Here is a 24,410-nt window from a genome sequence, read left to right as displayed (position 1 = left end):
CCATGGCCACGGTCAAGGCGAGCGCTGCGGTCTCGCACGTCGGGCGGATCCGCTCGAACAACCAGGACTCCGGATACGCCGGGCGCCGGCTGTTCATGGTCGCCGACGGCATGGGCGGCCACGCCGGCGGTGACGTCGCGAGTGCGATCGCCACCCGGCGCATCGCCGAGGCCGACGTCGACTACGGCAACACGGCAGAGGCCGGGGCATCCCTCGAGGGCGCCCTGATCGCCGCCAACCGCCAGCTCGCCGCGACCGTCGCCGACCACTCCGAGCTCACCGGCATGGGCACGACCGTGAGCGCGCTGCTGCTCGTCGGCGACCGGGTCGTGATCTCGCACATCGGCGACTCCCGCATCTACCTGCTGCGCTCGGGCGAGCTCAGCCAGATCTCCACCGACCACACCTTCGTGCAGCGCCTCGTCGACGCGGGCCGCATCACCGCCGAGGAGGCGATGGTGCACCCGCGACGCTCGGTGCTCATGCGGGTGCTCGGCGATGTCGAGGTCTCCCCCGAGATCGACGCGATGGTGCTCGACACCCGTTCCGGCGATCGGTGGATGCTCTGCTCAGACGGCCTCTCGGGCGTCGTCTCGTTCGACGAGATCCACGAGCTCATGTCGGCCGATGCGGGCGCGAAGCAGGTCGCCGATCGTCTCGTGAAGGCCTCGCTCGACGGCGGCGCGCCCGACAACGTCACCGTGGTCGTGCTCGACATCGGCGAGCCCCCGGCACCGGCGACACCGCCGCTCGTCGTCGGCTCGGCTGCCGCCCCTCTCGCCTTCGGCCAGCCCTCCGAGCAGGCGCGGCCCCGCGGCATCCGTCTCACGACGTTCCGGCCGCATCCCGTGCAAGAGACGCACTTCGAGCCCGACTCGGCCGACTACTTCGACGAGATCATCGAAGAGGATGCTCGTCGTCGCCGTCGCCGCCATTGGACGTGGGGCTTCTGGATCGTGCTGCTCATCGCCGCGATCGTGGCGGCGTTCGCCCTCGGCTACCAGTGGACGCAGACCCGCTACTACGTCGGCGAGTCCAACGGCCGGGTGGCGATCTTCCAGGGCATCCAGCAAGACCTGGGGCCGATCTCGCTGCACGAACTGCACACCGAGACCGACCTCGACGTCGCCGAGCTGCGCACCTACGACCAGCAGCGCGTCGGGCAGACCATCAGCGCGGGCTCCTTCTCAGAGGCCTCTCGCATCGTGCAGCGGTTGGAGGACTCCGTTGAGTGACGCACGCCCGGCCGCGGCACGCACCGAGACGCCCCCAGAGGGCATCCGGCGCATCCGGATGCCCCAGAAGCTGCGCAACCTCGAATTCTGGCTGCTCCTCGTGGCGTGCGGCATCAACGCGGCGGCGATCGTGCTCGTGCAGCTCGGCGCACTCGGGCGCGTCGATACGCAGCTCGTGCTGCTCGGCGCGGGGCTCTCGGCCCTCGTGTTCGGCCTGCACATCTCGATGCGCTTCGTCGCCCGCGACGCCGACCCGTTCCTGCTGCCGATCGCCACCGTGCTCAACGGCCTCGGCATCGCGATGATCTACCGCATCGACATCGCCGAGGGCGATACGGGCTGGGAGAGCGCCGCCGTGCGACAGATCGTGTGGAGCGCGATCGCGATCATCTGCGCGATCGCGACGATCCTCGTCATCCGCAACCACCGCGTGCTCTTCCGCTACACCTACCTCGCGGGGCTCGTCGCGATCATCCTGCTCATCCTGCCGCTCGTGCCGGGCCTCGGCCAGGCCCGCGGCGGCGCCCAGGTGTGGATCGGCATCGGCGACATCGCGACCTTCCAGCCGGGTGAGATCGCGAAGATCGCGCTGGCGGTCTTCTTCGCCGGCTACCTCGTGCGCAACCGCGACTCGTTGTCGATGGTCGGCACGAAGTTCCTCGGCATGCAGTTCCCGCGCGCTCGCGACCTCGGTCCGCTCCTCATCGTGTGGGCCCTGTCGATGGCCGTCATCGTCTTCCAGCGCGACCTCGGAACGGCGCTCCTGTACTTCGGCCTCTTCCTCGTCATGCTCTACGTCGCGACGAGCCGGCTGTCGTGGGTGGTGCTCGGGCTCAGCCTCTTCATCGGCGGCGCGATCATCGCGAGCCAGACGCTCGACTACGTCGGCAACCGCTTCGCGAACTGGCTCGACCCCTTCAACCCCGAGCGCTTCGACCAGGAGTTCGGCGGCAGCTACCAACTCGTGCAAGGGCTCTTCGGGCTCGCCAACGGCGGGCTCATCGGCACCGGACTCGGTCAGGGGCGGCCCGACATCACGCCCGTGCCGCAGAGCGACTACATCATCGCGAGCCTCGGCGAGGAGCTCGGCCTCGCCGGCATCTTCGCGATCCTCGCGCTGTACCTGCTCTTCGTGGCACGCGGGTTCCGCATCGGGTTCGCCGGTCAAGACGATTTCGGCAAGCTCCTCGGCGTCGGCCTCGCGTTCGTCGTCGCGCTGCAGGTCTTCATCGTCGTCGGCGGCGTCACCCGGGTCATCCCGCTGACCGGCCTCACGACGCCCTTCCTCGCGGCGGGTGGTTCCTCGCTCGTCGCGAACTGGATCATCGTCGCGCTGCTGCTGCGACTGTCCGATACCGTGCGCAACCACCCGAGGCTGGTGATCGACGGATGAACCGCGAACTCAAGCGCGTCTCGATCGTCGCGCTCATCATGTTCCTCACCCTGCTCGTCTCGTCGACGATCATCCAGTACGTGCAGGCCGAGGCTCTCGCAGCAGACCCGCGCAACTCGCGCACCCTCTACGAGAGCTACTCGATCGAGCGCGGGCCGATCCTCCTCGACGGCGAGCCGATCGCCTACTCGCAGCCCTCCGACGACAACTACCGGTTCCAGCGCGTCTACTCGAACGGGGCGCTGTACGTGCCGATCACCGGGTACATCCCCGTCAACGGCGAGGCCACCGGCCTCGAGCGCTCCGTCAACGACTACCTCAGCGGCCAGTCGTCGAGCCAGTTCTTCGACTCGCTCAATCGCCTGATCTCCGGGCAGGACCCGATGGGCGCATCCGTCGAGGTGGCGATCGACGGGGTGGCGCAGCAGGCCGCATGGGACGCGCTCGGCGACCAGACGGGCGCCGTCATCGTCACCGAACCGGCGACGGGGCGCATCCTCGCGATGGTCTCCAAGCCGAGCTTCGACCCGAACGCGCTCGTCGTGCACGACAGCGCCGAGGCCACCGCCACCTACGAGGGACTGCTCGCCGACCCCAAAGACCCGCTCTTCAACCGGGCCACCGGCGGAGACATGAACCCGCCCGGCTCGGTGTTCAAGCTCGTCGTCACCGCGGCGGCGCTCGAATCGGGCAACTACACGCCCGACAGCCAGCTGCCGAACCCCGCCACCTTCACGCTGCCCGGCACCGATTCGGTCGTGCGCAACACCGAGGGCGGCAACTGCGGCGGCGGTGCCACCGTCAGCCTCGCGACCGCCCTGCGACTCTCGTGTAACATCCCCTTCGCCGAGCTCGGCATCGAGCTGGGCGACGCGGCGATCCGCGAGCAGGCCGAGAAGTTCGGGTTCAACTCGGAGTTCGAGATTCCGACCGCCACCGAGGTCAGCACCTATCCGCGCGTGCTCGACGACGCGCAGACCGGACTGTCGGCGTTCGGCCAGTACGAGGTGCGTGCCACGCCGATGCAGATGGCGATGGTGTCGGCCGCGATCGCGAACGGCGGCATCGTGATGGACCCCAACCTCATCGAACAGATCACGGCCCCCGACTTCACTCCGCTGCAGGAGTTCGAACCCCGCGAGTTCGGCCGCGCGATCAGCGAGGCGACGGCGAGCACGATGGTGCAGATGATGATCAACGGCGTCGAGAACGGGGCCGCGAGTAATGCAAGAATAGACGGCGTCAGCGTGGCCGGTAAAACGGGTACAGCGGAGAACGGCGAGAGTGACCCCTACACTCTCTGGTTCACCGGTTTTGCCCCCGCCGACAATCCTCAGTATGCGATCACAGTGCTCGTTGAGGATGGCGGGGGACTTGGTCAGGAGGGGTACGGCAATCTCATCGCCGCACCCATCGCAAAGCAGGTACTAGAGGCGGTGCTGAACAAATGAGACCGAGCGCAGGGCTCACCTTCGGGGGGCGCTACGAACTGCAATCCCGCATCGCGATCGGCGGGATGGGCGAGGTGTGGCAGGCCACCGACCTCGTCATCGGTCGCCAGGTCGCGATCAAGATTCTGAAAGACGAGTACCTCGGCGACCCGGGCTTCCTCGAGCGGTTCCGCGCCGAGGCCCGTCACGCCGCACTCGTGAACCACGAGGGCATCGCCAACGTCTTCGACTACGGCGAAGAAGACGGCAGCGCGTACCTCGTCATGGAGCTCGTGCCCGGTGAGGCGCTGTCCACGATCCTCGAGCGCGAGCACGTGCTCTCCACCGACAAGGTGCTCGACATCGTCGCGCAGACCGCGGCGGCGCTCCAGGCCGCGCACGCGGCGGGCCTCGTGCACCGCGACATCAAGCCCGGCAACCTGCTCATCACGCCCGACGGCCGGGTGAAGATCACCGACTTCGGCATCGCCCGCATCGCCGACCAGGTGCCGTTGACCGCGACCGGTCAGGTCATGGGCACCGTGCAGTACCTCTCGCCCGAGCAGGCGTCGGGTCACCCCGCGTCGCCGACCACCGACATCTACTCGCTCGGCATCGTCGCCTACGAGGCGCTCGCCGGCCGCCGCCCCTTCACGGGCGAGTCGCAGGTGGCGATCGCCATGGCGCAGATCAACGAGACTCCGCCCGACCTGCCGGTCACCGTCTCCGAGCCGGTGCGCAACCTGGTCTACGCGTGCATCGCGAAGAACCCGGCCGATCGTCCGCAGTCCGCCGCGCACCTCGCCCGCGCCGCCACGGCGCTCCGCCGGGGCGACGTGCAGGCCGCCGCTGCCGCGGTGCCCGCCGTGCTCGGCGCCGCCGGTGCGACCGCCGCCACGATGCTCATGCCGCAGTCGGGTGCCACCGCGGCCACGACGGTGCTGCCGTCTGCCGCGGGTGCCGCACCCGAGGGCGAAGAGCCCGTCGAAGAGAAGAAGAAGCGCAGCCCGTGGACGTGGCCGCTCATCGTGCTCATCGCGCTGCTCGCGATCGTGCTCATCGGCACGATCATCGCGCTCGCGCTGAGCAACGGCGACAATGACGCTCCGTCGACGGCGCCGTCGACCCCGAGCACGCCATCAGCCTCGCCGTCGAGCGCACCGCCGTCGACCCCGGCAGCCCCGACGACCGCACAGGTGACCCGCGAAGACTACCTCGGCCTCACGGTCGACGAGGCGCGCGCGAAGCTCCAGGGCCTCGGCATGGTCGTGAACGCCGCCGAGGGCAACCCCGCAGCAACCGCCGACGAGGCCGGCCGCGTCTACGACGTGAACCCGACCGGCAACATGAGCATCGGCTCCGAAGTGACGATCACCTACTACGCCGCCCCGGTCGCTCCGAGTGCTCCGTCGACGGCGCCCACGGCGACCCCGAACCCGTTCACGCCCTCGAGCGACCCCAACGCGAAGGTTCCCGTGAACGTGTCGTGGCAGACGCAGTCGTGCCCCGCCGGGCAGACTCTGTCGGGCTACGCGGTGCAGGTGACCGGTGACGCGACGGCTCCCGCGCCGGTCGGCGCCGGCACGACCTCGGCGCAGGTCATGGCGGGCCAGCAGGAGTTCCAGGTCACGTTCCAGTACTTCTGCGGCCAGGTCAGCTCGCCGGCATCGCCCTCTCTCACCGTGACGGTCGCCTCCAACGACTAGAGTTCAGTTCGCGACACGAGAAGGGATGGAGCCGCACGGTGAACGATGAAGGACGAGTGCTCGCGGGTCGGTACCGCGTCGGCGCCCTCATCGGGCGAGGCGGCATGTCCGACGTGCACGTCGGCACCGACACCAGGCTGGGCCGCCAGGTCGCGATCAAGCTGCTGAAGCCGCAGCTGGCGACCGATCCTGCCTTCCGCATGCGCTTCCGACAGGAGGCGCAGTCGGCAGCACGCATGGCCCACCCCACGATCGTGCGCGTGTTCGATGCCGGCGAGGAGACCGTCGTCGACGCGGCCGGCCAAGAGGTGCAGCTGCCCTTCATCGTCATGGAGTTCGTCGAGGGGCGACTCCTGAAAGACATCATCCACGACGGGCCGCTCGAGGCCTCCGCCGCGGTTCGCGTCATCGACGGCGTGCTCACGGCGCTCGAGTACTCGCACCGGGCCGGCGTCGTGCACCGCGACATCAAGCCCGGCAACATCATGATCACGACCGCCGGCCAGGTGAAGGTCATGGACTTCGGCATCGCCCGTGCCGTCTCGGACTCGTCGACGACCGTCGCCCAGACCACGGCCATCCTCGGCACGGCGGCGTACTTCTCGCCCGAGCAGGCGAAGGGCGAGGTCGTCGACGCCCGCACCGACCTGTACTCCACCGGCGTGGTGCTCTTCGAGATGCTCACCGGTCGTCCGCCGTTCCGCGGCGACACGCCGGTCGCGGTGGCCTACCAGCACGTCAGCGAGCGGCCGATCAAGCCGAGCGTCATCAACCCGAAGGTGTCGCCGGCACTCGACTCCGTCGTGCTGCACGCCCTCGCGAAGAACCGCGACCAGCGATACCAGACGGCGGCGGAGTTCCGAGCCGACGTCGACACCGCCGCAGCAGGCCGCGTGCCGGTGCACCGCGAGCCCGATCAGGCGACGATGCTCTTCGGCGCCCCCACGGCCTCGCTGTCGAGCTCCGAGCTTGCACTCCGACAGCTCGCCGAAGACGAGACGATGACCCGCACCCAGCGCCGCCCGCCGGCGATCTGGATCTGGTCGGGCATCATCGGCGTGATCGTCATCGTGATCGCCGTCATGTATTGGGCGTTCAACCTGCAGCCGACGAGCGAGTTGCCGTCGAACGCCCGCGAGATCCCGGTGCTGACGGGCGGCACCTACGAAGACGCCGTGGCCAAACTGCAAGAGCTCGGCCTCCCCGCGACCCGCATCGATGAGACGAGCGACACCGTGCCGGCGGGTGAGGTGACCAGGAGCGACCCGCCCGCGGGCGAGATCGTGGATTCCAATACCGCGGTCACCGTCTACGTCTCGACCGGCAGGCAGGCGGTCGCCGTGCCCGACGTGCGCAACAAGACGCTCGAACAGGCGAAGGCCGACCTGCAGGCCGTCGGGCTCGTGCCGGGCACCGAGACGCGGGAGGCATCCCCCACCGTGCCCGGAGACACCGTGCTCGGCACCACGCCCGAAGCCGGCTCATCGGTCGAGGCCGGTTCCACGGTGGACTTCCGCATCTCCAGCGGCATGGTGACGCTCACCGACCTCACCGGGCAGGCGCTCGCGGCGGCCTCGTCGTACCTCTCGGCCGAGAACCTGCAGCTGAGCGCGGTTCCCAAGCCCGATCCGTCGTGCGAGTCGCAGCCGGGCTCACCGGTCACCCAGCAGTCGTTGGCGCCCGGCGACGTGCCGCAGCACTCCTCGGTCGAGCTCACCTACTGCGCGGGCTGATCCGCCCGCCCTCGCCGGTCGAGTAGCGAGCGCATCGACCGAAGCGCGCATCGAGACCCGCCCGCCCCTCAGCCGAGCGAACCCCGGCTCATCACGCCGTCGTGGCCGTCGACCGCACCAGCGGGCCGAGGCCGACAGCGCGTTGGCGGGCCTCGGGCAGTCCGGCCACCGCGAGCCAGTTGCCGAGCATGCGGTATCCGCCCTCGGTCAGCACCGACTCTGGGTGGAACTGCACGCCGAAGATCGGCGCACGCTCGTGACGCAATCCCATGATCACTCCGCCCTGCGTGCGACTCGTCAGGATGAGCTCGGCCGGCACGGTGCCGTCGACGACCGCGAGCGAGTGGTAGCGCGTCGCGGTGAACGGCTGTGGCACGCCGTCGTAGAAGTCGCTCCCATCATGCGTGATGCGGGAGGTCTTGCCGTGCATGAGCTCCTCGGCGTTCGTCACGACCGCGCCGAAGGCCTCGGCGATCGCCTGGTGCCCGAGGCACACGCCGAGCAGCGGCTGCCCCGAGGCGAGGGCGGCCTCGACGATCGGGATCGACACACCGGCATCCGATGGCTTGCCCGGCCCCGGGGAGATGAGCACCGCGTCGTACTCGGCGATGCGAGCGGGAGCTTCGGCGACGTCGAACGAGTCGTTCCGCACGACCTCGGTCTCCGCGCCGAGTTCCTGAAGGTACCCGCCCAGCGTGTAGACGAAGCTGTCGTAGTTGTCGATGACGAGGACGCGGGTCCCGGTGCTTTCCATGTCAGTTCGGCTCCACCGTGACGTTGATCGGATTGAGGATGCCGTCGGCCCACGGGAACACCCACGTGAAGAGGGCGAACACGACGGCGACGACGAGGAGGAGCAGCAGGATGATGCGGAGCCACACGGGCCCGGGAAGGATGCGCCAGAGTGCGCCGTACATGTCTCAGCTCCCCCAGGTCGCGACGATCGGGGCGATCTCCGCAGGCGGTCCGGCCGCGCTCGGCTGCCACGACTCGAGCACGCCGTAGGCGATGATGCGTTCGGCGGTCGAGTAGAGCGGGTTGCAGCTCGTGAGCGTGACGATGCGGTCGGTCGGCGCGAGTTCGGGGCGGTGCGGCACCGGCGCGAGCACGTCGACCGTCTCGGGGGTGACGTACTCGAAGTCGCGGAATCGGTACGTGTACCAGCCGTCTTCGGTCTGGATGTAGATGGCATCGCCGAGCTGCAACTGCTCGATCTCGTGCATGCCCCCGCCGTAGGCGCTGCGGTGCGCGGCGATCGCGAAGTTGCCGACCTCGCCGGGCATCTGCGTCTGCGGGTAGTGGCCGACGCCGAGGTCGAAGCTGTTCAGCACGTCGAGTCCGTAGCCCTCGGCGATGTTGCGCTGGGAGTCCTCGCCGAACCGCGGCACGTACATCACCGCGAATGCCTCGCCGTTGCCGTACTCGGTCGTGTCGACCACCGGGTCGCCGTAGTCGGCCGGCTCCGGTTGCGGCGCATCGTCGCGTGTCGCGCGCGATTGCTCCAGCCATTGGCTGCTTCGCTCGGATGCCGCGGAGGACTGCTGCCCGGCCATGATCGCGTCGTTCCACCACAGCTGCCATCCGAGGAACAGCAGGATCAGCACGCCGGCCGTGAGCAGCAGTTCACCGAGCACGCCGATGACGCTCACACGGGGGCGCTGGCCACCCGCGGAGCGGCGCGAGCGCCCGGCTTCGGGCTGCGACTCGGACACAGGGGCGATTCTAGCCCGCGCGACGGGGAACCGAATGTGCCTGCGGCCCCGGGCTCGGCTAGAATCACCCGCATGGCACGTACGAAATCTCCGAAGCCCGCGCGCGCAGAACAGGTGAGCGGCGAAGAGGCTCCGAACCCGGTGTGGTTCAAGCCGGTCATGTTCGGCTTCATGCTCGTCGGGCTCGCCTGGATCATCGTGTTCTACGTCAGCCAGGGCCGCTTTCCGATCGCCGACCTCGGCTCATGGAACATCCTCATCGGCTTCGGCATCGCCTTCATCGGCTTCCTCATGACCACTCGCTGGCGGTAGCCGGCGTCACGACACACGCGAAGAGGGGCGGATGCTGCGGCATCCGCCCCTCTTTCGTCTGCGTTCACGTGGTTCCCCACAGCCTGTGGAGAACGGAATGACGCCGCGTCCCCCGAAACGACGACAATTACACCGGTGTAACTCTCCCCAGCTGTGGAGAGTGCTGTGGATAACTTCGAACGCCGTCAGCCGATGGGCAGGAAGACGTAGCGCATGCTGAGCAGCAGGAGCACGATGCCGACGGCGACCAGGAGCCAGGTCTGAAGGGTCTGCTGCGAGCGTTTGCGGGTCTCGACGAAGATGAACCCGATGAGCGCTCCGCCGAGGAGTCCGCCGAGGTGCGCCTGCCAGGCGATGTTGAGACCCGGCACGAAGCCGATCACGAGGTTGATGCCGAGCAGCACGAACAACTGGGTCGTCTGACCGCCCAGGCGCCGCTGGATGACGAGGAAGGCGCCCATCAACCCGAAGATCGCCCCGGATGCGCCGACGACACCCGCGCTCTGATCCGACAACCACACCACGCCGACGGAACCGGCGAGACCCGACAGCAGGTAAAGCGCGAGGAAGCGCCAGCGCCCCAGAAGCCCTTCGAGGAGCTGACCGAAGATCCACAGCGTGTACATGTTGAGCAGCACGTGGAAGATCAGCCCGGTGGAGTGCACGAACACCGTGGTGATGAGCCGCCACGGATGGAGGGCGATGTCGCTCACCGCGATCGGCGTGAAGTACAGCAGGTTCGTGACGCCGAGCCCGGGAATGAGCTGCAAGACGAAGACGGCCAGGGTGATGCCGATCAGGGAATACGTCACCACGGGGGCGCCTCGCCCCGCCGCCGAGCGCATGCGGGTCAGTGCGGCCGGCTTCGTGCGAGGCGCCGAGGCCCGCTGCTCGCGCATGCACTCGGGGCAGATGACTCCGACCGGAGCCTGGGTCTGGCACTCGGGGCAGACCGTGCGCCCGCACCGTTGGCACAGGATGTAGCTCGGCCGGTCGGGATGCCGATAGCAGAAGTTCGCCCGATCAGGCCCCGAGTCGCTCACCTGCGGGTCAGACGGGCTCGACGGAGATGCTCTCGATGACGATGTCCTCGAGAGGCTTGTCGCGCCCGTCGGTCGCGACGGCGGCGAGCTTGTCGACGACGGCCTGGCTCGCGGGGTCGGTCACCTTGCCGAAGATGGAGTGCTTGCCCTGCAGCCACGTGGTGGGTCCGACCGTGATGAAGAACTGCGAGCCGTTGGTGCCCCGGCCCATCTGGATGCCGGCGTTCGCCATGGCGAGCACGTAAGGCTCGGTGAAGTCGAGCTCTGAGGTGATCTCGTCGTCGAACTGGTAGCCGGGGCCGCCGACGCCCTGGCCGAGCGGGTCGCCGCCCTGGATCATGAAGCCGGGGATGATGCGGTGGAAGATGACGCCGTCGTAGAGGGGTGCGGTCGACTTCTCGCCGGTGGCGGGGTGCGTCCACTCGATCTCGCCCGTGGCGAGGCCGACGAAGTTCTTGACCGTCTTGGGCGCGTGATCGCCGTAGAGGTCGACCTTGATGGGTCCGTGGTTGGTGTTGAGCGTCGCGACTGCGGTGTGAATCGGCATCTTCATATTCTGTCACGGGTGGATTCGTCAACCCGCATGCCGGATTCGGACTCCCACCTCGCTTCCAGCCGTATCGATGGCAAGATGGAGGAGTTCGCTCACAACGATGGAGGTCGAGATGAGCCTGTCACGCAAGCGCCGCAAGGAACTCAAGCGACTGCAGAGCCACGCGGGGGAGCTGTGGGAGAACCAGCAGCATGTGCTCGAGCACGCCAACGCCGTCGCCCGCGAAGCCAGCCGCCAACTCGGTCAACTCACGCGAGAAGAGGTCGTTCCGCGGGTTCGCACCGGGTACGAGAGCTATGTCCGGCCGGGGGTTGAGCAGGCCGGCCGCGTCGCCCGCACCGCAGGCGACACCGTGGAGCGCACCGTGGGCACCGCGCTCGGGTCGGTGCTCTCGATCGGCGACATCGCCAACGACGCGCGGGTCCGTCGTGCCATCGGGCGCTTGTCGCCTCGTGCCGCCGCCGTCGTGAACCAGAAGAGGGGCCCCGGCGTGGGCACCTATCTCGCGATCGGGGCCGGCATCATCGCCGCAGCGGGCGTCGCCTACGCCGTCTGGCAGACCTTCCGCGCCGACGACGAGCTCTGGGTCGCCGACGACGAGCCGACGCCCCCGACGCCCGCCGGCGTCTGATACACGCCTGATCCACTCCTGACGGAGTCGGCACTCCCCCGGGTCACCCCGGGATGCCGGCTCCGTTTCGGCGTGCGCGCATCCTTCGAGCTGAGCGCACGCCGCTCAGTGCTGCCCCTGATTCTCGACGAATCTGAGAATTCACCTTGCGGTCGACGCGAAAGTCCCGCTAACGTCTACAACCGGTGTCCAACACGCCAAGAGAGAGGAGTTGATACCCATGATGAAGCACATCTTCACGACAGCATTCGCTGCGGCCCACACGGGAGTCCTCCTCGCATCTCGGGCCTGCTAGCGGTTCACCCCGACGTCACGCGCACTCGCGCCTGATCGTCGACTCCGCCCCTCGGGCGTGATCCCCGCGGCGCCAGCCGTGCATCCGTCGGCGACCTCATCGCCATCGTCACGACCGTGACGGGCGGATGCCCCGGGAACATCGTCCGGGCCTCTCGGGGCCAGCCGCTCGATGGCCGCACGCCGGCCGCACCGCACCGCACCGCACCGAGAGCCGCCGGCGCGCACGCTCGCCCGCCGAGGCCCCGAGTCGTCCGTCCGACGGCTCGGCAAGTGCGCGCCGACCACGACGTACACATCGCAACACCGCACAACACGCAACACACACACACAACACACACGAAGGAATCACCGTGAATACGAGTACCCTCACCGCCGGTCGAAGCCCACAGGGCCAGGCCGTCGCTCTCCGGGCCGACGCACGACTGCTGCGCGAGCGCATCGCGCGCCGGACGGGCCTCGCCCTCATCGCGTGGGGCCGTCGCCAAGACGAGCGGCGCACCCACTCGGCGAACTCCGAGCGTCGTCGCAACGAACTGCTCGCGGCACGGCTGCAGGCCGCCGAGTTCCAGCGCATGGCGCTCATCGCCACCCCGATGATCTGAGCGTCATGCAGACCATCACCAGCACCCGAGACCGGCCCCCGCGGGTCGAGGTCATCGCCCACGCGACGACGTCGACCCTCGGGGAGCTCGGCACCCCGCGGCCGTGTCGCGAACGGTTCGGCCGGCATGGCCGGAACGTCGGCGTCACGGCCGCGGGATCGAGTCCGCGAGCTAGGCCGAGGCGGCCGGCGGCACGCCGTCGGGCGGCTCGGCCTCGTTCAACCTGAGCGCGACGTCGAGCAGGCTCACTCTCTTCAGTCGCGGCACGTCGCGGAGCGGGAACCAGCGAGCCTCATCGCTCGAGCCGCCGATCTCGTTGCGGAGTTCACCGCCCAGCACGCTCGCCCGGTAGACGACGCGCATCGCGTACAGCGGCGACGAGCCCGAGTGGCGCTTCGAGAGCGGCACCACTATCGTGTCGATGCCGAGCAGTCGGTCGACGGATGCCTCGTACCCCGTCTCCTCGCGAATCTCGCGCCGCGCGGCCTCGACCGGGTGCTCGGATCCCTCGATTCCTCCGCCGGGCAGCGTCCATCCCGACCGGCCGTGCTCGTTCCAGTGCGAGAGCAGGATCCGGCCGTCGGCGATGATGACCCCGTAGGCAGCGATGCGGATGTCCATTCGGACACTGTAGCCGTGGCATCGACGAACGAGCCGGGGGCGGCTATGGTCGAGGCATCCTCATTCGAACGGAGCAACCCGATGACCGATGCGACGACGCCGGTTCCGGCATCGCCCGACGTCGACCGTTATCTCGCCGGCCTCGCGCCTGAGCAGGGCGGTCCGCTCTCGCGCCTGTGCGGCGGCATCCGCGGCATCGCCCCTGCCGGGACGATCGAGAACATCAAGTGGAACGGGCCGAACTACGCACTCGACGGCACCGATCGCGTGACCCTCGGCATCGATCCCCGCGGCAAGGTGCGGGTCGTGATGCACCGTGGCGTGAAGATCGTCGACGCCGAGGGGTTCAGCTTCGACGACGACACCGGACTCGTGCGCTGGGCGGCTGCCGATCGCGGCGTGATCACCCTGCCCGCAGACGAGATCGACCGGCATCTCGCGTCCATCGTGAGCCTGATCGACCGTTGGCTTCGCCTGTGAGCGGTGGCCCGACGGCCACCCGCGCGACAGTGGAGCGACGGCGCGAACGCATCGGCGATCAGACGCCCGAGGTGGGAAACTGTGGAGCCTAGGAGATTCGAACTCCTGACATCCTGCTTGCAAAGCAGGCGCTCTACCAACTGAGCTAAGGCCCCGGGCGGATGCCGAGGCATCCTATATATATGTATGGAATTTATATATGTATGGAATTTTCAGAGTGGGGATACGAGGACTTGAACCTCGGACCTCTTCGTTATCAGCGAAGCGCTCTAACCGCCTGAGCTATATCCCCGAATTTCGGCCGAAGGAAAGACTACCGGACGTGGCAGGAATCTCCGAATCGGCCGAGCGCGGCGTCAGTTGTTGGTGAAGCCGACGAGGATGCCGCCCGTGATCTTGACGCTCAGGTTGTAGAGCACCGCGAGGATCGCACCGAGAGCCGTCGTGACGACGAGGTTCAGCAGTGCCGCGACGACGGCGAAGCCCATGACGTTGCCGAGCGAGAGGATCGACGTGAGGTCGCCGCCCGCACCGGCCACGTCTTGCACCAGCTCGTTGAGCTTTTCGAAGATTCCGGTCGAGTTCAGCACCGTGTAGATGAGGAACGTGGCGACGATGCTGACGACCGCGAGGCACACGGCGACGAGGAACGACAGCTTCACCGCCGACCAGAAGTCGATGTAGACGAGTCGCAGCCGCACCTGCTTGGCAGGGGTCTTGCGATTGGACTTGCGGGCCAGCTTCTCGGCGACGCTACTCATGTAGGGTTACTCCTCTCGCGCGGGCTCGGCCGCTTCGGACTCTGCGGCCTCCTCCACGAGATTCCGTTCGGAATTCTTCGCGATGGCGATGATCTTGTCGTCGTCCGCGAATTTCGCGAACACCACTCCCATCGTGTCCCTGCCCTTGGCGGGAACCTCGGCGACGTCAGAGCGTACCACCTTGCCACTGGCAAGAACCACAAGCACCTCGTCGTCGCGGCCGACGATCAGGGCGCCCGCGAGGTCGCCTCGATCATCGCTCAGCTTGGCCACCTTGATGCCGAGACCGCCGCGATTCTGCAGTCGATACTGGTCGACAGCGGTGCGCTTGGCGTAGCCGCCCTCGGTGACGACGAAGACGTATCTGGCGTCGTCGTCGCTCGAGTCGTCGTCGTCGGCCGGCGCGGCCTCGTGCTGCGAGCCGGCGACGACGGATGCCTCGAGCAGCTGGTCGCCCGCACGGAACGACATGCCCTTCACGCCCGAGGTCGACCGGCCCATCGGCCGCAACGCCTCGTCGGTCGCCTCGAAGCGCAGCGACATGCCCTTCTTCGAGACGAGGAGGATCTCGTCGTGCTCGTCGGCGAGCATCGCCGAAACGAGCTCGTCGCCCTCACGCAGGTTGATCGCGATGACGCCCCGCGAGCGGTTCGTGTCGTAGGCGGTCAGTTCGGTCTTCTTGACCAGTCCGTCTCGCGTCGCGAGCACGAGGTACTGCGCGACGCTGTAGTCGCGGATGTCGAGGATCTCGGCGATCTGCTCGTCGGGCTGCATCTCGAGCAGGTTCGCGACGTGCTGGCCCTTCGCGTCGCGACCGGCCTCCTGGATCTCGTAGGCCTTCGCCCGGTACACGCGCCCCATGTTCGTGAAGAACAGGAGCCAGTGGTGAGTCGTCGTGACGAAGAAGTGCTCGACGACGTCGTCGGCGCGCAGCTGCGCGCCCTTCACGCCCTTGCCACCGCGGTGCTGCGAGCGGTAGTTGTCGCTGCGCGTGCGCTTGACGTAGCCGCCGCGGGTGACGGTGACGACCATCTCCTCTTCGGGGATGAGGTCCTCGACCGACATGTCGCCGTCGTAGCCGGGCATGATGTGCGTGCGGCGATCGTCGCCGTACTTCGCGACGATCTCGGCGAGCTCGTCGGAGACGATCGTGCGCTGCCGCTCGGGCGACGCGAGGATCGACTGGTAATCGGCGATCTCCTCGGCGAGCCGCTGCGCTTCCTCGTTGATCTTCTGCCGCTCGAGCGCGGCGAGGCGGCGCAGCTGCAGCTCGAGGATGGCTCGGGCCTGCAGCTCGTCGATGTCGAGGAGCTCGATGAGCCCGTCGCGGGCGTCTTCGACGGTGGGCGATCGCCGGATCAGGGCGATCACCTCGTCGAGGGCGTCGAGCGCCTTCAGGTAGGCGCGCAGGATGTGCATGCGGGCCTCGGCCTCGCGCAGCAGGAACTGCGTGCGCCGCACGATGACTTCGATCTGGTGGTCGACCCAGTGGGCGATGAACCCGTCGATCGAGAGCGTGCGCGGCACGCCGTCGACGATCGCGAGCATGTTCGCGCCGAAGTTCTCTTGCAGCTGCGTGTGCTTGTACAGGTTGTTGAGCACGACCTTCGCGACCGCGTCGCGCTTCAGCACGATCACGAGGCGCTGGCCGGTGCGACCCGAGGTCTCGTCGCGGATGTCGGCGATGCCGCCGACCTTGCCGTCTTTCACGAGGTCGGCGATCTTGATCGCGAGGTTGTCGGGGTTGACCTGGTACGGCAGCTCGGTGACGACGAGGCAGGTGCGCCCCTGCAGCTCTTCGACCGACACGACCGCGCGCATCGTGATCGAGCCACGACCCGTGCGGTAAGCGTCGTTGATGCCCTTGACGCCGAGGATCTGCGCGCCCGTCGGGAAGTCGGGGCCCTTGATGCGCTGGATCAGCGCCTCTTGCAGCTCTTCGCGGGACGCCGTCGGGTGCTCGAGGTACCACTGGGCACCGGATGCCACTTCGCGGAGGTTGTGCGGCGGGATGTTCGTGGCCATGCCGACCGCGATGCCGACCGAGCCGTTGACGAGCAGGTTCGGGAACCTCGACGGCAGGATCGACGGCTCCTGCGTGCGACCGTCGTAGTTGTCCTGGAAGTCGACGGTCTCCTTCTCGATGTCGCGCACCATCTCGAGCGCGAGCGGAGCCATCTTCGTCTCGGTGTATCGGGGAGCGGCCGCGCCGTCGTTGCCGGGCGAGCCGAAGTTGCCCTGACCGAGCGCGAGCGGGTAGCGCAGGCTCCACGGCTGCACGAGGCGCACGAGCGCGTCGTAGATCGCGGTGTCGCCGTGCGGGTGGAACTGGCCCATGACGTCGCCGACGACGCGGGCGCACTTCGAGAACGCCCGGTCGGGTCGGTAGCCGCCGTCGTACATCGCGTAGATGACGCGCCGGTGCACCGGCTTGAGTCCGTCGCGCACGTCGGGCAGGGCGCGGCCGACGATGACGCTCATCGCGTAGTCGAGGTACGAGCGCTGCATCTCGAGCTGCAGGTCGACCTGGTCGATCCTGCCGTGGATGCCGGGCCCCTCGACGGTCTCGTCGCCGCCGGGGTTGATCACATCAGATGTCAAGGAAACGCACGTCCTTCGCGTTCTTCTGGATGAAGTTGCGGCGGCTCTCGACGTCTTCGCCCATCAGGGTGGAGAAGATCTCGTCGGCGGCGGCCGCGTCGTCCATGGTGACCTGCAGCAGCGTGCGGGTCTCGGGGTTCATCGTGGTCTCCCACAGCTCTTGGTGGTTCATCTCGCCGAGACCTTTGTAGCGCTGCACGCCGTTGTCTTTCGGGATGCGCTTGCCGGCGGCGACACCGGCCGTGAGCAGCGCATCGCGCTCCTTGTCGGAGTAGACGTACTCGTGCTCGGCGTTCGTCCACTTGAGCCGGTAGAGCGGCGGCTGCGCGAGGTACACGTAGCCGAGCTCGATGAGCGGGCGCATGTAGCGGAACAGCAGCGTGAGCAGCAGGGTCGTGATGTGCTGGCCGTCGACATCGGCGTCGGCCATGAGCACGATCTTGTGGTACCTGGCCTTCTCGGTGTTGAAGTCCTCGCCGATGCCGGCGCCGAACGCCGTGATCATGGCCTGCACCTCGTTGTTGGCGAGGGCGCGGTCGAGTCGGGCCTTCTCGACGTTCAGGATCTTGCCGCGAAGCGGGAGAATCGCCTGCGTCTCGGGGTTGCGGCCCTGCACGGCCGAGCCGCCGGCCGAGTCGCCCTCGACGATGAAGATCTCGGAGACCGAGGGGTCTTTCGACGAGCAGTCCTTCAGCTTGCCGGGCATGCCGCCCGACTCGAGCAGGCCCTTGCGCCGGGTCGCCTCTCGCGCCTTCCGTGCCGCGATGCGCGCGGTTGCGGCCTGGATCGCCTTGCGGATGATGTCGCGGGCTACGGCCGGGTTGCGCTCGAACCAGTCGCCGAGCTGATCGGCCGTGACCTTCTGCACGAACGACTTCGCCTCGGTGTTGCCGAGCTTGGTCTTCGTCTGACCCTCGAACTGCGGCTCGGAGAGCTTGACCGAGATGACCGCGGTGAGACCCTCGCGTACATCGTCGCCGGAGAGGTTGTCGTCCTTCTCCTTGATGATGCCCTTCTCACGGGCGTACTTGTTCACGAGCGTCGTGAGCGCAGCACGGAAACCCTCTTCGTGCGTGCCGCCCTCGTGGGTGTTGATGGTGTTCGCGTAGGTGTGCACCGACTCGGTGTACGACGTCGTCCACTGCATCGCGACCTCGAGCGCGATCTTGCGGTCGGTGTCTTCGGACTCGAAGGAGATGATCTCTTCGTTGACCAGGTCGGACTTCTTCGAACGATTCAGATACTCGACGTAGTCGACGAGCCCGCGCTCGTAGAGGAACGTGTTGGTACGGGGAGCAGGAGCCGCGTCATCCGTTTCGCTCGCCGCGGTGTCGTCGGGATCGATCTCGACGTGGCCGCTGCGCTCATCGGTGAGCGTGATGCGCAGGCCCTTGTTGAGGAAGGCCATCTGCTGGAAGCGGCTGCGGAGCGTCTCGTAGTCGAACTCGACGGTCTCGAAGATGTCGGCGTTCGGCCAGAACGTGATGGTCGTGCCGGTCTCGTCGCTCGGCTCGTCTTGCGACAGCGGCGCGTCGGGAACACCGACGGTGAACGACTGCCGCCAGACATGGCCCTGCCGGCGCACCTCGACGTCGAGCTTGGTCGAGAGCGCGTTGACGACGGACGACCCGACGCCGTGCAGCCCGCCCGAGACGGCGTAGCCGCCACCGCCGAACTTGCCGCCGGCGTGCAGCACCGTGAGCACCACCTCGACCGTCGAGCGGCCTTCGGTCTTGTGGATGTCGACGGGGATGCCGCGACCGTCGTCGATGACCCGCACACCGCCGTCGGGCAGGATCGTGACATCGATGGTGGTGGCATGGCCCGCAAGCGCCTCGTCGACCGAGTTGTCGACGATCTCGGAGACGAGATGGTGCAGGCCTCGGGGACCCGTCGAGCCGATGTACATACCCGGCCGCTTGCGAACCGCTTCGAGGCCCTCGAGGACTTGGATCTCATCAGCACCGTATGCCGGTGTCTGCTGGGCCTTCGTCGGTTCCGCTGTCATGTGTGAATCGGGCTCCTGACCGTCATTCTGGCGACTCTCGATCCTATCAAATCGAGGGTCGACGCAAGGCTTGAAGCGCCGATCTGGGGCGATATCAACTGCGAAGTGACCGAATTTGCCTGCCTACCCGTAGGTATCGCGCGGACCGCGCCCTGGAACCGATCTGGGGCCCCTTTTCCAGGTGGGGGCATCCGGCCCTTGGAAACGGATCATGTCGACCCCGGCTCCGGGGAATCTCGTCGTGATCTCGGTGAGGATCTGCGTGCGCATCATGCGCAGCTGCGTCGCCCACGCGGTCGACTCGCAGCGCACCTGGAGCACGCCGCCCTCGATGGCGATCGGTTCGGAGTGCCGCGCCGTCTCGTCGCCGGCGATGTCGGCCCACGACGCGAGCACGTCGTGCTGCGACAGCGGGCCGTTCCAGCCGAGCTGCGTGCTCAGCGAGTCGATCGAGTCGGCGAGCGGCTTCGGATCGCGGCCGGGGGTGAACGGCTCGCTGCCGGAGGTGTCGCGGGTGCGCACCCGACCCGGGCGGCCGGTGCGCGTGCGCGGCTCGCCCCCGAAGATCTCGCGGAAGTGCTGGTAGACGCGGGAGGCCTCAGACATCGGCGGCCTCGGGCTCTGAAGTCGACGGTGCGTCAGGGTCGGGCTCGGGCTCGGCGTCGGGCTCGGCCGCTGCCTCGTCGACGATGTGCCCCGCCTCGATGTGCACGATGCGCGCGATGAGCGGACGCGGCACGTCTTCGAGCACCGCGGCCGTCACGAGCACCTGTTCGAAGCCGGCGATCGCACTGGCCAGGCGATCGCGCCGCAGGCGGTCGAGCTCGGCGAAGACGTCGTCGAGCACGAGCACCGGGTCGCCGGTCATCGAGTCGCGGCGGAGCAGTTCGGCCGAGGCCAGTCGCAGGGCGAGGGCGAACGACCAGGATTCGCCGTGGCTCGCATAGCCCTTCGCCGGCAGACCGTTGAGCAGCAGCACGACGTCGTCGCGATGCGGACCGACGAGCGTGACACCGCGTTCGAGCTCTTTCGGCCGCAGCACCCGCAGGGCCTCGGCGAATCGCTCACGCGTGCCCGATACCTGCTCTGACACGGCAGCGGATGCCTCGGGCTCGGCATCGGGGTCGGCGCCGTCGATCGAGAGCAGGGACGTCATGCCCGGGGCGTGATCGGCATCGACGATCGAGCGGTACGCGGCGGCGAGCGGCTCGCGGAGCTCGGCGACGAGCGCGAGACGCTGGTCGATGAGCTCCGAGCCGAGCGCGACGAGTCGTTCGTCCCAGATGTCGAGGGTCGTCAGCTTGTCGACGGCCAGCCCTCGTGCCCGAGCGCTCTTCAGCAGGGAGTTGCGTTGCTTCAGCACGCGCTCGTAGTCGGCCATCACTCCCGCGAGCCGCGGAGTGCGCTGCACGAGCAGTTCGTCGAGCACCCGCCGGCGCACCGAGGGTTCGCCGCGCACGATGGCGAGGTCTTCGGGTGCGAAGAGCACGCTGTGCGCATAACGCGGAAGCTCCCGCGTCTTGACCGGCGAACGGTTCAGCTGTGCGCGATTGGCGCCCTGCCGGTTCAGTTGCAGCTCGACGAGTAGCTCGCGGTCGCCGTGCGAGAGCAGTGCCCGCACGATCGCCGCGTCGGCGCCGGCCCGGATGAGGGCCTGATCGCCCGAGACCCGGTGCGACCCGAGGGTGGCCAGGTAGCCGATCGCTTCGACGAGGTTGGTCTTGCCCTGGCCGTTGCGGCCGACGAGCACGGTCGCCCCCGGGCCGAGTTCGAGCTCGGCGCGCTCATAGTTGCGATAGTCGGTCAGTGAGAGCCGGGCGACGTGCACGTTGGGCTCCCTTCCACGACGAGGCATCCGGATGCCCCGTGGCCGCCGGAATCGCAATTCACAACGCTACCCCGCACCACTGACCTCCACGCGGGTCGGAGTCTCCGAGCACTTGCGGGCCCACGGCACCGCGGCCGCGCCCGACCGGCGCCCGGAACCGCTCAGCGAAGCAGGAGGTTGGGTTGCAGCAGGTAGCGGTAGCTGTCGGCGCCGGCCTGCTCGCGTGACGACTGGCTCGTGATGAGCACCGGGCCCGGCTTGTTGGGGTTCTCGGTCTTCGTGAACGACACGCGCACGTACTCCGAGTGCACGGCGCCGAGGCCGTCGAGCAGGAACTGCGGTTTCAGCGACACCACGGTGTCGTCGCCGGTGAGGATCGCGTCGATCGACTCCGACGCCTGGGCCTGTTCGCTGCCGATGGCTTCGAGGGTGAGACCGTCTGCCGTGAAGCTGTAGCGCAGGGCCGCCTCGCGCTCGAGCACCAGGGCGACACGGCGGGTGGCCTCGATCAGCTCGGCCGTGTTGACCACCGCGTAGTTGTCGACCGTCTCGGGGAAGAGCCGCCGCACGGGCGGGAAGTTGCCCTTGATGAGCAGCGAGGTGACAGTCTTCTTCTCGGCGCTGAAGGCGATCAGCTCGCGGTCGTCGCGGTTCGTGATCGAGACCGAGATCGTGCCGGAGTGACCGAAGGTCTTGCCGACCTCTTGCAGGGTGCGCGCGGGCACGAGCGCCGTGACGGTCTCTTCGCTCGCGACGCCGCCGCCGTCCCAATCGAGTTCGCGCACCGCGACGCGGTAGCGGTCGGTGGCGACGAGGCTCAGGTTGTTCTCGCGCACCTCGAGCTGCACACCCGTGATGACCGGCGTCACGTCGTCGCGCGATGCTGCGACGGCGACCTGCGCCACTGCGGCCGCGAACTCCTCGGCCGGCACGACGCCGGACTCGGGGCCGATCTCGGGGATCGAGGGATATTCCTCCACCGGCATCGACAGGAGTGTGAAGCTCGCCGAGCCGCAGCTCACGGAGATGCGGCTCTCTTCGGTCGCGACGCGCACCGGGGCATTCGGCAGGCGGCCGGCGATCTCGGCGAGGAGTCGGCCCGAGACGAGCACGGTGCCCTGCTCTTCGACGTCGGCCTGGATCTCGGTCTGCGATGAGACCTCGTAGTCGAAGGAGGAGAGCACGAGACCGTCGGCATTCGCCTGGATCAGTACGCCCGAGAGGATCGGCAGCGTGGTGCGCTGCGGCAGCAGTTTGACGGCGAAGGAAACGGCCTCACTGAAGACGTCGCGGTTGACCTGGAACTTCACGGTTCTCCCGTCGTGGATGGCGCTGGGTGCGTCCCATGTTATCCGCAGAGCCGACCGCGTCGCGGGGCGAATCGATCACGACGTGCAGGCGCGCCAGGCGTCGACCGAAGCCCGCCGATCTCGAGGTTGTGGGAATCCCCCCTTAAACCCTTAACTCTTAACAGTGTTAACCGCTGTGGAAACTGTGGATGGTGTTCGGAGACCCGCGGAACGACGCCGATCTCGGGGCATCCGATCTGTGCACAGTGTGTGGGTTCGCGAGCGGATGTCCCGGCGCGGTGCCGAACGCATGACACTGTTCTGCACAGGCGAGGGGCCGGTCTCAACAGGCGTGGCGCGGTTGCTCGTTAACAATCCACAGGTTCTCCACAACTGTGGGAATTGCGTTGAAACGATCTGCAGTGGCCGTGCAGACCCCGATTCCGAGGGTGCGGGCGCGCCGATCACCCTCGCTTGCTGGTCGAGTCGGCGGGCCGGCGCCGTATCGAGAATCCGCCCGGTCGGTCGAGCAGGCGTGCCGTGGCGCCTGTGCCGTGTCGAGACCCCGGTGCACGGTTCACTCGACCCTTCGCACCGCCGTGCTCAGCGGTAGCGGCTGACCTGCTTGATGCGCGCGGTGAGTTCGGTCACCTGGTTGTAGATCGAGCGCCGCTCCTTCATGAGCTCCGAGATCTTCTTGTTCGCATACATGACGGTCGTGTGATCGCGGTTGCCGAACAGCTGTCCGATCTTCGGCAGCGACAGGCTCGTGAGCTCGCGGCAGAGGTACATCGCGATCTGGCGCGCGGTCGCCACGGCCTGCGATCGGCTGGACCCGTAGAGATCGTCGACGGTGAGCTTGAAGTAGTCGGCGGTCGCGGTGATGATGTCGACCGGCGAGACGACGTTGTCCGAGTCATCCGTGATGAGGTCTTTCAAGACCGTCTGCACGAGCGGCATGTCGACCGGCGTGCGGTTGAGGCTCGCGAACGCGGTGACGCGGATCAGGGTGCCCTCGAGCTCGCGGATGTTGCTCGAGACCTTCGAGGCCATGTACTCGAGGATGTCGTCGGGCACCTGGAGGCGCTCGGACTGCGCCTTCTTGCGGAGGATCGCGATGCGGGTCTCGAGGTCGGGCGCCTGCACGTCGGTGATGAGGCCCCACTCGAAGCGGCTGCGCATGCGGTCTTCGAAGCCGGTGAGGTGCTTCGGCGGCACGTCGCTCGTGATCACGACCTGCTTGTTGTGATCGTGCAGGGTGTTGAAGGTGTGGAAGAACGCCTCTTGCGTCTCGGCCTTGCCCTGCAGGAACTGGATGTCGTCGATCAGCAGGATGTCGATGTTGCGGTATCGCTGCTGGAAGAGCGAGCCGCGGTTGTTGGCGATCGAGTTGATGAAGTCGTTCGTGAACTCCTCGGACGAAACGTACCGCACGCGGATGCCCGGATACAGGCTCATCGCGTAGTGGCCGATCGCGTGCAGGAGGTGGGTCTTGCCGAGGCCCGAGTCGCCGTAGATGAAGAGCGGGTTGTAGGCCTTCGCCGGCGCCTCGGCCACCGCGACCGCCGCCGCATGGGCGAAGCGGTTGGACTGACCGATCACGAAGCTCTCGAACGCGTACTTCGGGTTCAGTCGCGTGTCGCGCGACGCGACGGGGTTCGTGTTCTCGAAGACCGACTGCGGAGACGCGGGCATCTCCACCGGATCGAGCATCTCGTCGACGAACGGCGACTGCGGCTCGGGTGCCCTGGCTTCTTCGAGCTCGGGATTGACGACGACGTAGAACGAGGTCACCGGCGCCGGAGCCTCGACCACGCTCATCGCCGAGAGCAGCGAGACCCGCATGCGCTGGTTCAGCATGCTCGCGGTGAAATCGTTCGGCACCTCGAGGTAGAAGGTGCCGGCCGCAATGCCCTTCGGCTCGACGAGATTGAGGAATCCCTGGAGCATCGGGGTGATCGCGTCGTCGTCTGACAGCCGATCGAGGATCGTCGCCCACGTATCCGAGATGGGCTGTTCTGTCATTGTTCCCCGCATTCAATCCGGTGCCGTCGTCTGCCGCTCATCGATCCCCCGATCGACTGAGCAAGCGGCGCGAGGCGAGTGTTGTCTGTGTTCTCCACGCCCTGTGGGGAGAATTCGGAAGAAGCCCGAGATTCCGCGCACCAAGCTGGG

The 24,410-nt window shown here is 67.7% G+C and carries 22 protein-coding genes and 2 tRNA genes; 9 read left to right on the top strand and 15 right to left on the bottom strand.

The genetic code is table 11. The features are described 5' to 3' along the window. The first annotated feature begins 2 nt into the window (after positions 1 to 2). The 5 genes from DCE93_RS00115 to pknB are packed head-to-tail and all read left to right on the top strand — an operon-like array spanning position 3 to position 7,497. Complete coding sequence (locus DCE93_RS00115) at positions 3 to 1,235, top strand: PP2C family protein-serine/threonine phosphatase (RefSeq protein WP_108594101.1); 1,233 nt, start codon at positions 3 to 5, stop codon at positions 1,233 to 1,235. Between the two features lie 58 nt (positions 1,236 to 1,293). Further along, positions 1,294 to 2,628 (top strand): FtsW/RodA/SpoVE family cell cycle protein, encoded by a 1,335-nt coding sequence (locus tag DCE93_RS00110; protein WP_108594100.1) that lies wholly within the window; start codon positions 1,294 to 1,296, stop codon positions 2,626 to 2,628. Beyond that, the gene (locus DCE93_RS00105; protein WP_108594099.1) at positions 2,625 to 4,079 is read left to right on the top strand and encodes a peptidoglycan D,D-transpeptidase FtsI family protein; all 1,455 of its coding nucleotides are present in this window, start codon (positions 2,625 to 2,627) and stop codon (positions 4,077 to 4,079) included. Before DCE93_RS00110 ends, DCE93_RS00105 begins: the two co-directional genes overlap by 4 nt. After that, positions 4,076 to 5,764 carry a protein kinase domain-containing protein gene (locus DCE93_RS00100; RefSeq protein ID WP_108594098.1) on the top strand — a complete coding sequence of 563 codons (1,689 nt, stop codon included), beginning with the start codon at positions 4,076 to 4,078 and terminating at the stop codon, positions 5,762 to 5,764. The genes DCE93_RS00105 and DCE93_RS00100 overlap by 4 nt, the downstream gene beginning before the upstream one ends. A gap of 38 nt (positions 5,765 to 5,802) precedes the next feature. Beyond that, the gene (gene pknB / locus DCE93_RS00095) at positions 5,803 to 7,497 is read left to right on the top strand and encodes a Stk1 family PASTA domain-containing Ser/Thr kinase (protein ID WP_108594097.1); all 1,695 of its coding nucleotides are present in this window, start codon (positions 5,803 to 5,805) and stop codon (positions 7,495 to 7,497) included. 91 nt (positions 7,498 to 7,588) lie between these two features. Here pknB and DCE93_RS00090 read toward each other — a convergent pair whose 3' ends face one another. Genes DCE93_RS00090 through DCE93_RS00085 form a run of 3 tightly spaced genes read right to left on the bottom strand, consistent with a single transcriptional unit; the run spans position 7,589 to position 9,209 of the window. Continuing rightward, the gene (locus tag DCE93_RS00090) at positions 7,589 to 8,251 is read right to left on the bottom strand and encodes an anthranilate synthase component II (protein ID WP_108594096.1); all 663 of its coding nucleotides are present in this window, start codon (positions 8,249 to 8,251) and stop codon (positions 7,589 to 7,591) included. A gap of 1 nt (position 8,252) precedes the next feature. Further along, complete coding sequence (locus tag DCE93_RS14470) at positions 8,253 to 8,414, bottom strand: hypothetical protein (protein WP_168186140.1); 162 nt, start codon at positions 8,412 to 8,414, stop codon at positions 8,253 to 8,255. Between the two features lie 3 nt (positions 8,415 to 8,417). Then, positions 8,418 to 9,209: a class E sortase gene (locus tag DCE93_RS00085; protein ID WP_108594095.1), complete on the bottom strand. Its 792-nt coding sequence runs from the start codon at positions 9,207 to 9,209 to the stop codon at positions 8,418 to 8,420. 72 nt (positions 9,210 to 9,281) lie between these two features. Here DCE93_RS00085 and DCE93_RS00080 point away from each other — a divergent pair, with 72 nt between their 5' ends. Then, entirely contained in the window at positions 9,282 to 9,521 is a 240-nt protein-coding gene (locus DCE93_RS00080) for a cell division protein CrgA (protein ID WP_108594094.1), read from the top strand. A gap of 185 nt (positions 9,522 to 9,706) precedes the next feature. Here DCE93_RS00080 and DCE93_RS00075 read toward each other — a convergent pair whose 3' ends face one another. Then, the gene (locus tag DCE93_RS00075; protein WP_244284194.1) at positions 9,707 to 10,333 is read right to left on the bottom strand and encodes a rhomboid family intramembrane serine protease; all 627 of its coding nucleotides are present in this window, start codon (positions 10,331 to 10,333) and stop codon (positions 9,707 to 9,709) included. 238 nt (positions 10,334 to 10,571) lie between these two features. After that, the gene (locus DCE93_RS00070; protein WP_108596478.1) at positions 10,572 to 11,111 is read right to left on the bottom strand and encodes a peptidylprolyl isomerase; all 540 of its coding nucleotides are present in this window, start codon (positions 11,109 to 11,111) and stop codon (positions 10,572 to 10,574) included. 118 nt (positions 11,112 to 11,229) lie between these two features. On the opposite strand from DCE93_RS00070, the gene DCE93_RS00065 reads away from it, so the two are divergent. Further along, positions 11,230 to 11,748 carry a hypothetical protein gene (locus DCE93_RS00065; RefSeq protein ID WP_108596477.1) on the top strand — a complete coding sequence of 173 codons (519 nt, stop codon included), beginning with the start codon at positions 11,230 to 11,232 and terminating at the stop codon, positions 11,746 to 11,748. 647 nt (positions 11,749 to 12,395) lie between these two features. Further along, complete coding sequence (locus DCE93_RS00060) at positions 12,396 to 12,647, top strand: hypothetical protein (RefSeq protein WP_108594092.1); 252 nt, start codon at positions 12,396 to 12,398, stop codon at positions 12,645 to 12,647. Between the two features lie 171 nt (positions 12,648 to 12,818). On the opposite strand, the gene DCE93_RS00055 is transcribed toward DCE93_RS00060, so the two are convergent. Beyond that, a complete protein-coding gene (locus DCE93_RS00055) occupies positions 12,819 to 13,268 on the bottom strand; it encodes an NUDIX hydrolase (RefSeq protein WP_108594091.1) in 450 nt (149 codons plus the stop codon). Between the two features lie 15 nt (positions 13,269 to 13,283). Between DCE93_RS00055 and DCE93_RS00050 the strand changes: the two genes are divergently transcribed. Continuing rightward, positions 13,284 to 13,748: a hypothetical protein gene (locus DCE93_RS00050; protein WP_146184894.1), complete on the top strand. Its 465-nt coding sequence runs from the start codon at positions 13,284 to 13,286 to the stop codon at positions 13,746 to 13,748. Positions 13,749 to 13,830: 82 nt separating this feature from the next. Here DCE93_RS00050 and DCE93_RS00045 read toward each other — a convergent pair. The 9 genes from DCE93_RS00045 to dnaA all read right to left on the bottom strand — a co-directional run bounded on the left by DCE93_RS00045 (position 13,831) and on the right by dnaA (position 24,260). Next, positions 13,831 to 13,903: transfer RNA gene (locus DCE93_RS00045), tRNA-Ala, on the bottom strand. Positions 13,904 to 13,966: 63 nt separating this feature from the next. After that, positions 13,967 to 14,040 (bottom strand) — tRNA-Ile (locus DCE93_RS00040). Between the two features lie 64 nt (positions 14,041 to 14,104). Beyond that, entirely contained in the window at positions 14,105 to 14,509 is a 405-nt protein-coding gene (locus DCE93_RS00035; protein WP_108594089.1) for a DUF3566 domain-containing protein, read from the bottom strand. Between the two features lie 6 nt (positions 14,510 to 14,515). Continuing rightward, entirely contained in the window at positions 14,516 to 17,110 is a 2,595-nt protein-coding gene (gene gyrA / locus DCE93_RS00030) for a DNA gyrase subunit A (protein WP_108594088.1), read from the bottom strand. Next, a complete protein-coding gene (gene gyrB / locus DCE93_RS00025; protein ID WP_108594087.1) occupies positions 17,100 to 19,118 on the bottom strand; it encodes a DNA topoisomerase (ATP-hydrolyzing) subunit B in 2,019 nt (672 codons plus the stop codon). Before gyrB ends, gyrA begins: the two co-directional genes overlap by 11 nt. 123 nt (positions 19,119 to 19,241) lie before the next feature. Next, positions 19,242 to 19,724 carry a DciA family protein gene (locus DCE93_RS00020; protein WP_108594086.1) on the bottom strand — a complete coding sequence of 161 codons (483 nt, stop codon included), beginning with the start codon at positions 19,722 to 19,724 and terminating at the stop codon, positions 19,242 to 19,244. Continuing rightward, positions 19,717 to 20,946: a DNA replication/repair protein RecF gene (gene recF, locus DCE93_RS00015; RefSeq protein ID WP_108594085.1), complete on the bottom strand. Its 1,230-nt coding sequence runs from the start codon at positions 20,944 to 20,946 to the stop codon at positions 19,717 to 19,719. Before recF ends, DCE93_RS00020 begins: the two co-directional genes overlap by 8 nt. A 161-nt stretch (positions 20,947 to 21,107) precedes the next feature. Then, positions 21,108 to 22,256, bottom strand: coding sequence for a DNA polymerase III subunit beta (gene dnaN, locus DCE93_RS00010; protein ID WP_108594084.1), 1,149 nt, complete (start codon positions 22,254 to 22,256; stop codon positions 21,108 to 21,110). A gap of 582 nt (positions 22,257 to 22,838) precedes the next feature. After that, positions 22,839 to 24,260, bottom strand: coding sequence for a chromosomal replication initiator protein DnaA (gene dnaA, locus DCE93_RS00005; RefSeq protein ID WP_108594083.1), 1,422 nt, complete (start codon positions 24,258 to 24,260; stop codon positions 22,839 to 22,841). Positions 24,261 to 24,410 lie beyond the last annotated feature (150 nt).

The sequence above is a fragment of the Agromyces badenianii genome (genome assembly GCF_003070885.1).
Taxonomy (GTDB): Bacteria; Actinomycetota; Actinomycetes; order Actinomycetales; family Microbacteriaceae; genus Agromyces; species Agromyces badenianii.
The sequence above is the reverse complement of the archived record's forward strand: the minus strand, read 5'-3'. Positions and strand labels throughout refer to the sequence as shown.

Coding starts and splice junctions, on each gene's coding strand:
- DCE93_RS00115 (WP_108594101.1), top strand. CDS start 3: ATGGCCACGGTCAAGGCGAGCGCTGCGGTCTCGCACGTCGGGCGGATC.
- DCE93_RS00110 (WP_108594100.1), top strand. CDS start 1,294: ATGCCCCAGAAGCTGCGCAACCTCGAATTCTGGCTGCTCCTCGTGGCG.
- DCE93_RS00105 (WP_108594099.1), top strand. CDS start 2,625: ATGAACCGCGAACTCAAGCGCGTCTCGATCGTCGCGCTCATCATGTTC.
- DCE93_RS00100 (WP_108594098.1), top strand. CDS start 4,076: ATGAGACCGAGCGCAGGGCTCACCTTCGGGGGGCGCTACGAACTGCAA.
- DCE93_RS00090 (WP_108594096.1), bottom strand. CDS start 8,251: ATGGAAAGCACCGGGACCCGCGTCCTCGTCATCGACAACTACGACAGC.
- DCE93_RS14470 (WP_168186140.1), bottom strand. CDS start 8,414: ATGTACGGCGCACTCTGGCGCATCCTTCCCGGGCCCGTGTGGCTCCGC.
- DCE93_RS00080 (WP_108594094.1), top strand. CDS start 9,282: ATGGCACGTACGAAATCTCCGAAGCCCGCGCGCGCAGAACAGGTGAGC.
- DCE93_RS00070 (WP_108596478.1), bottom strand. CDS start 11,111: ATGCCGATTCACACCGCAGTCGCGACGCTCAACACCAACCACGGACCC.
- DCE93_RS00065 (WP_108596477.1), top strand. CDS start 11,230: ATGAGCCTGTCACGCAAGCGCCGCAAGGAACTCAAGCGACTGCAGAGC.
- DCE93_RS00055 (WP_108594091.1), bottom strand. CDS start 13,268: ATGGACATCCGCATCGCTGCCTACGGGGTCATCATCGCCGACGGCCGG.
- DCE93_RS00035 (WP_108594089.1), bottom strand. CDS start 14,509: ATGAGTAGCGTCGCCGAGAAGCTGGCCCGCAAGTCCAATCGCAAGACC.
- gyrB (WP_108594087.1), bottom strand. CDS start 19,118: ATGACAGCGGAACCGACGAAGGCCCAGCAGACACCGGCATACGGTGCT.
- DCE93_RS00020 (WP_108594086.1), bottom strand. CDS start 19,724: ATGTCTGAGGCCTCCCGCGTCTACCAGCACTTCCGCGAGATCTTCGGG.
- dnaA (WP_108594083.1), bottom strand. CDS start 24,260: ATGACAGAACAGCCCATCTCGGATACGTGGGCGACGATCCTCGATCGG.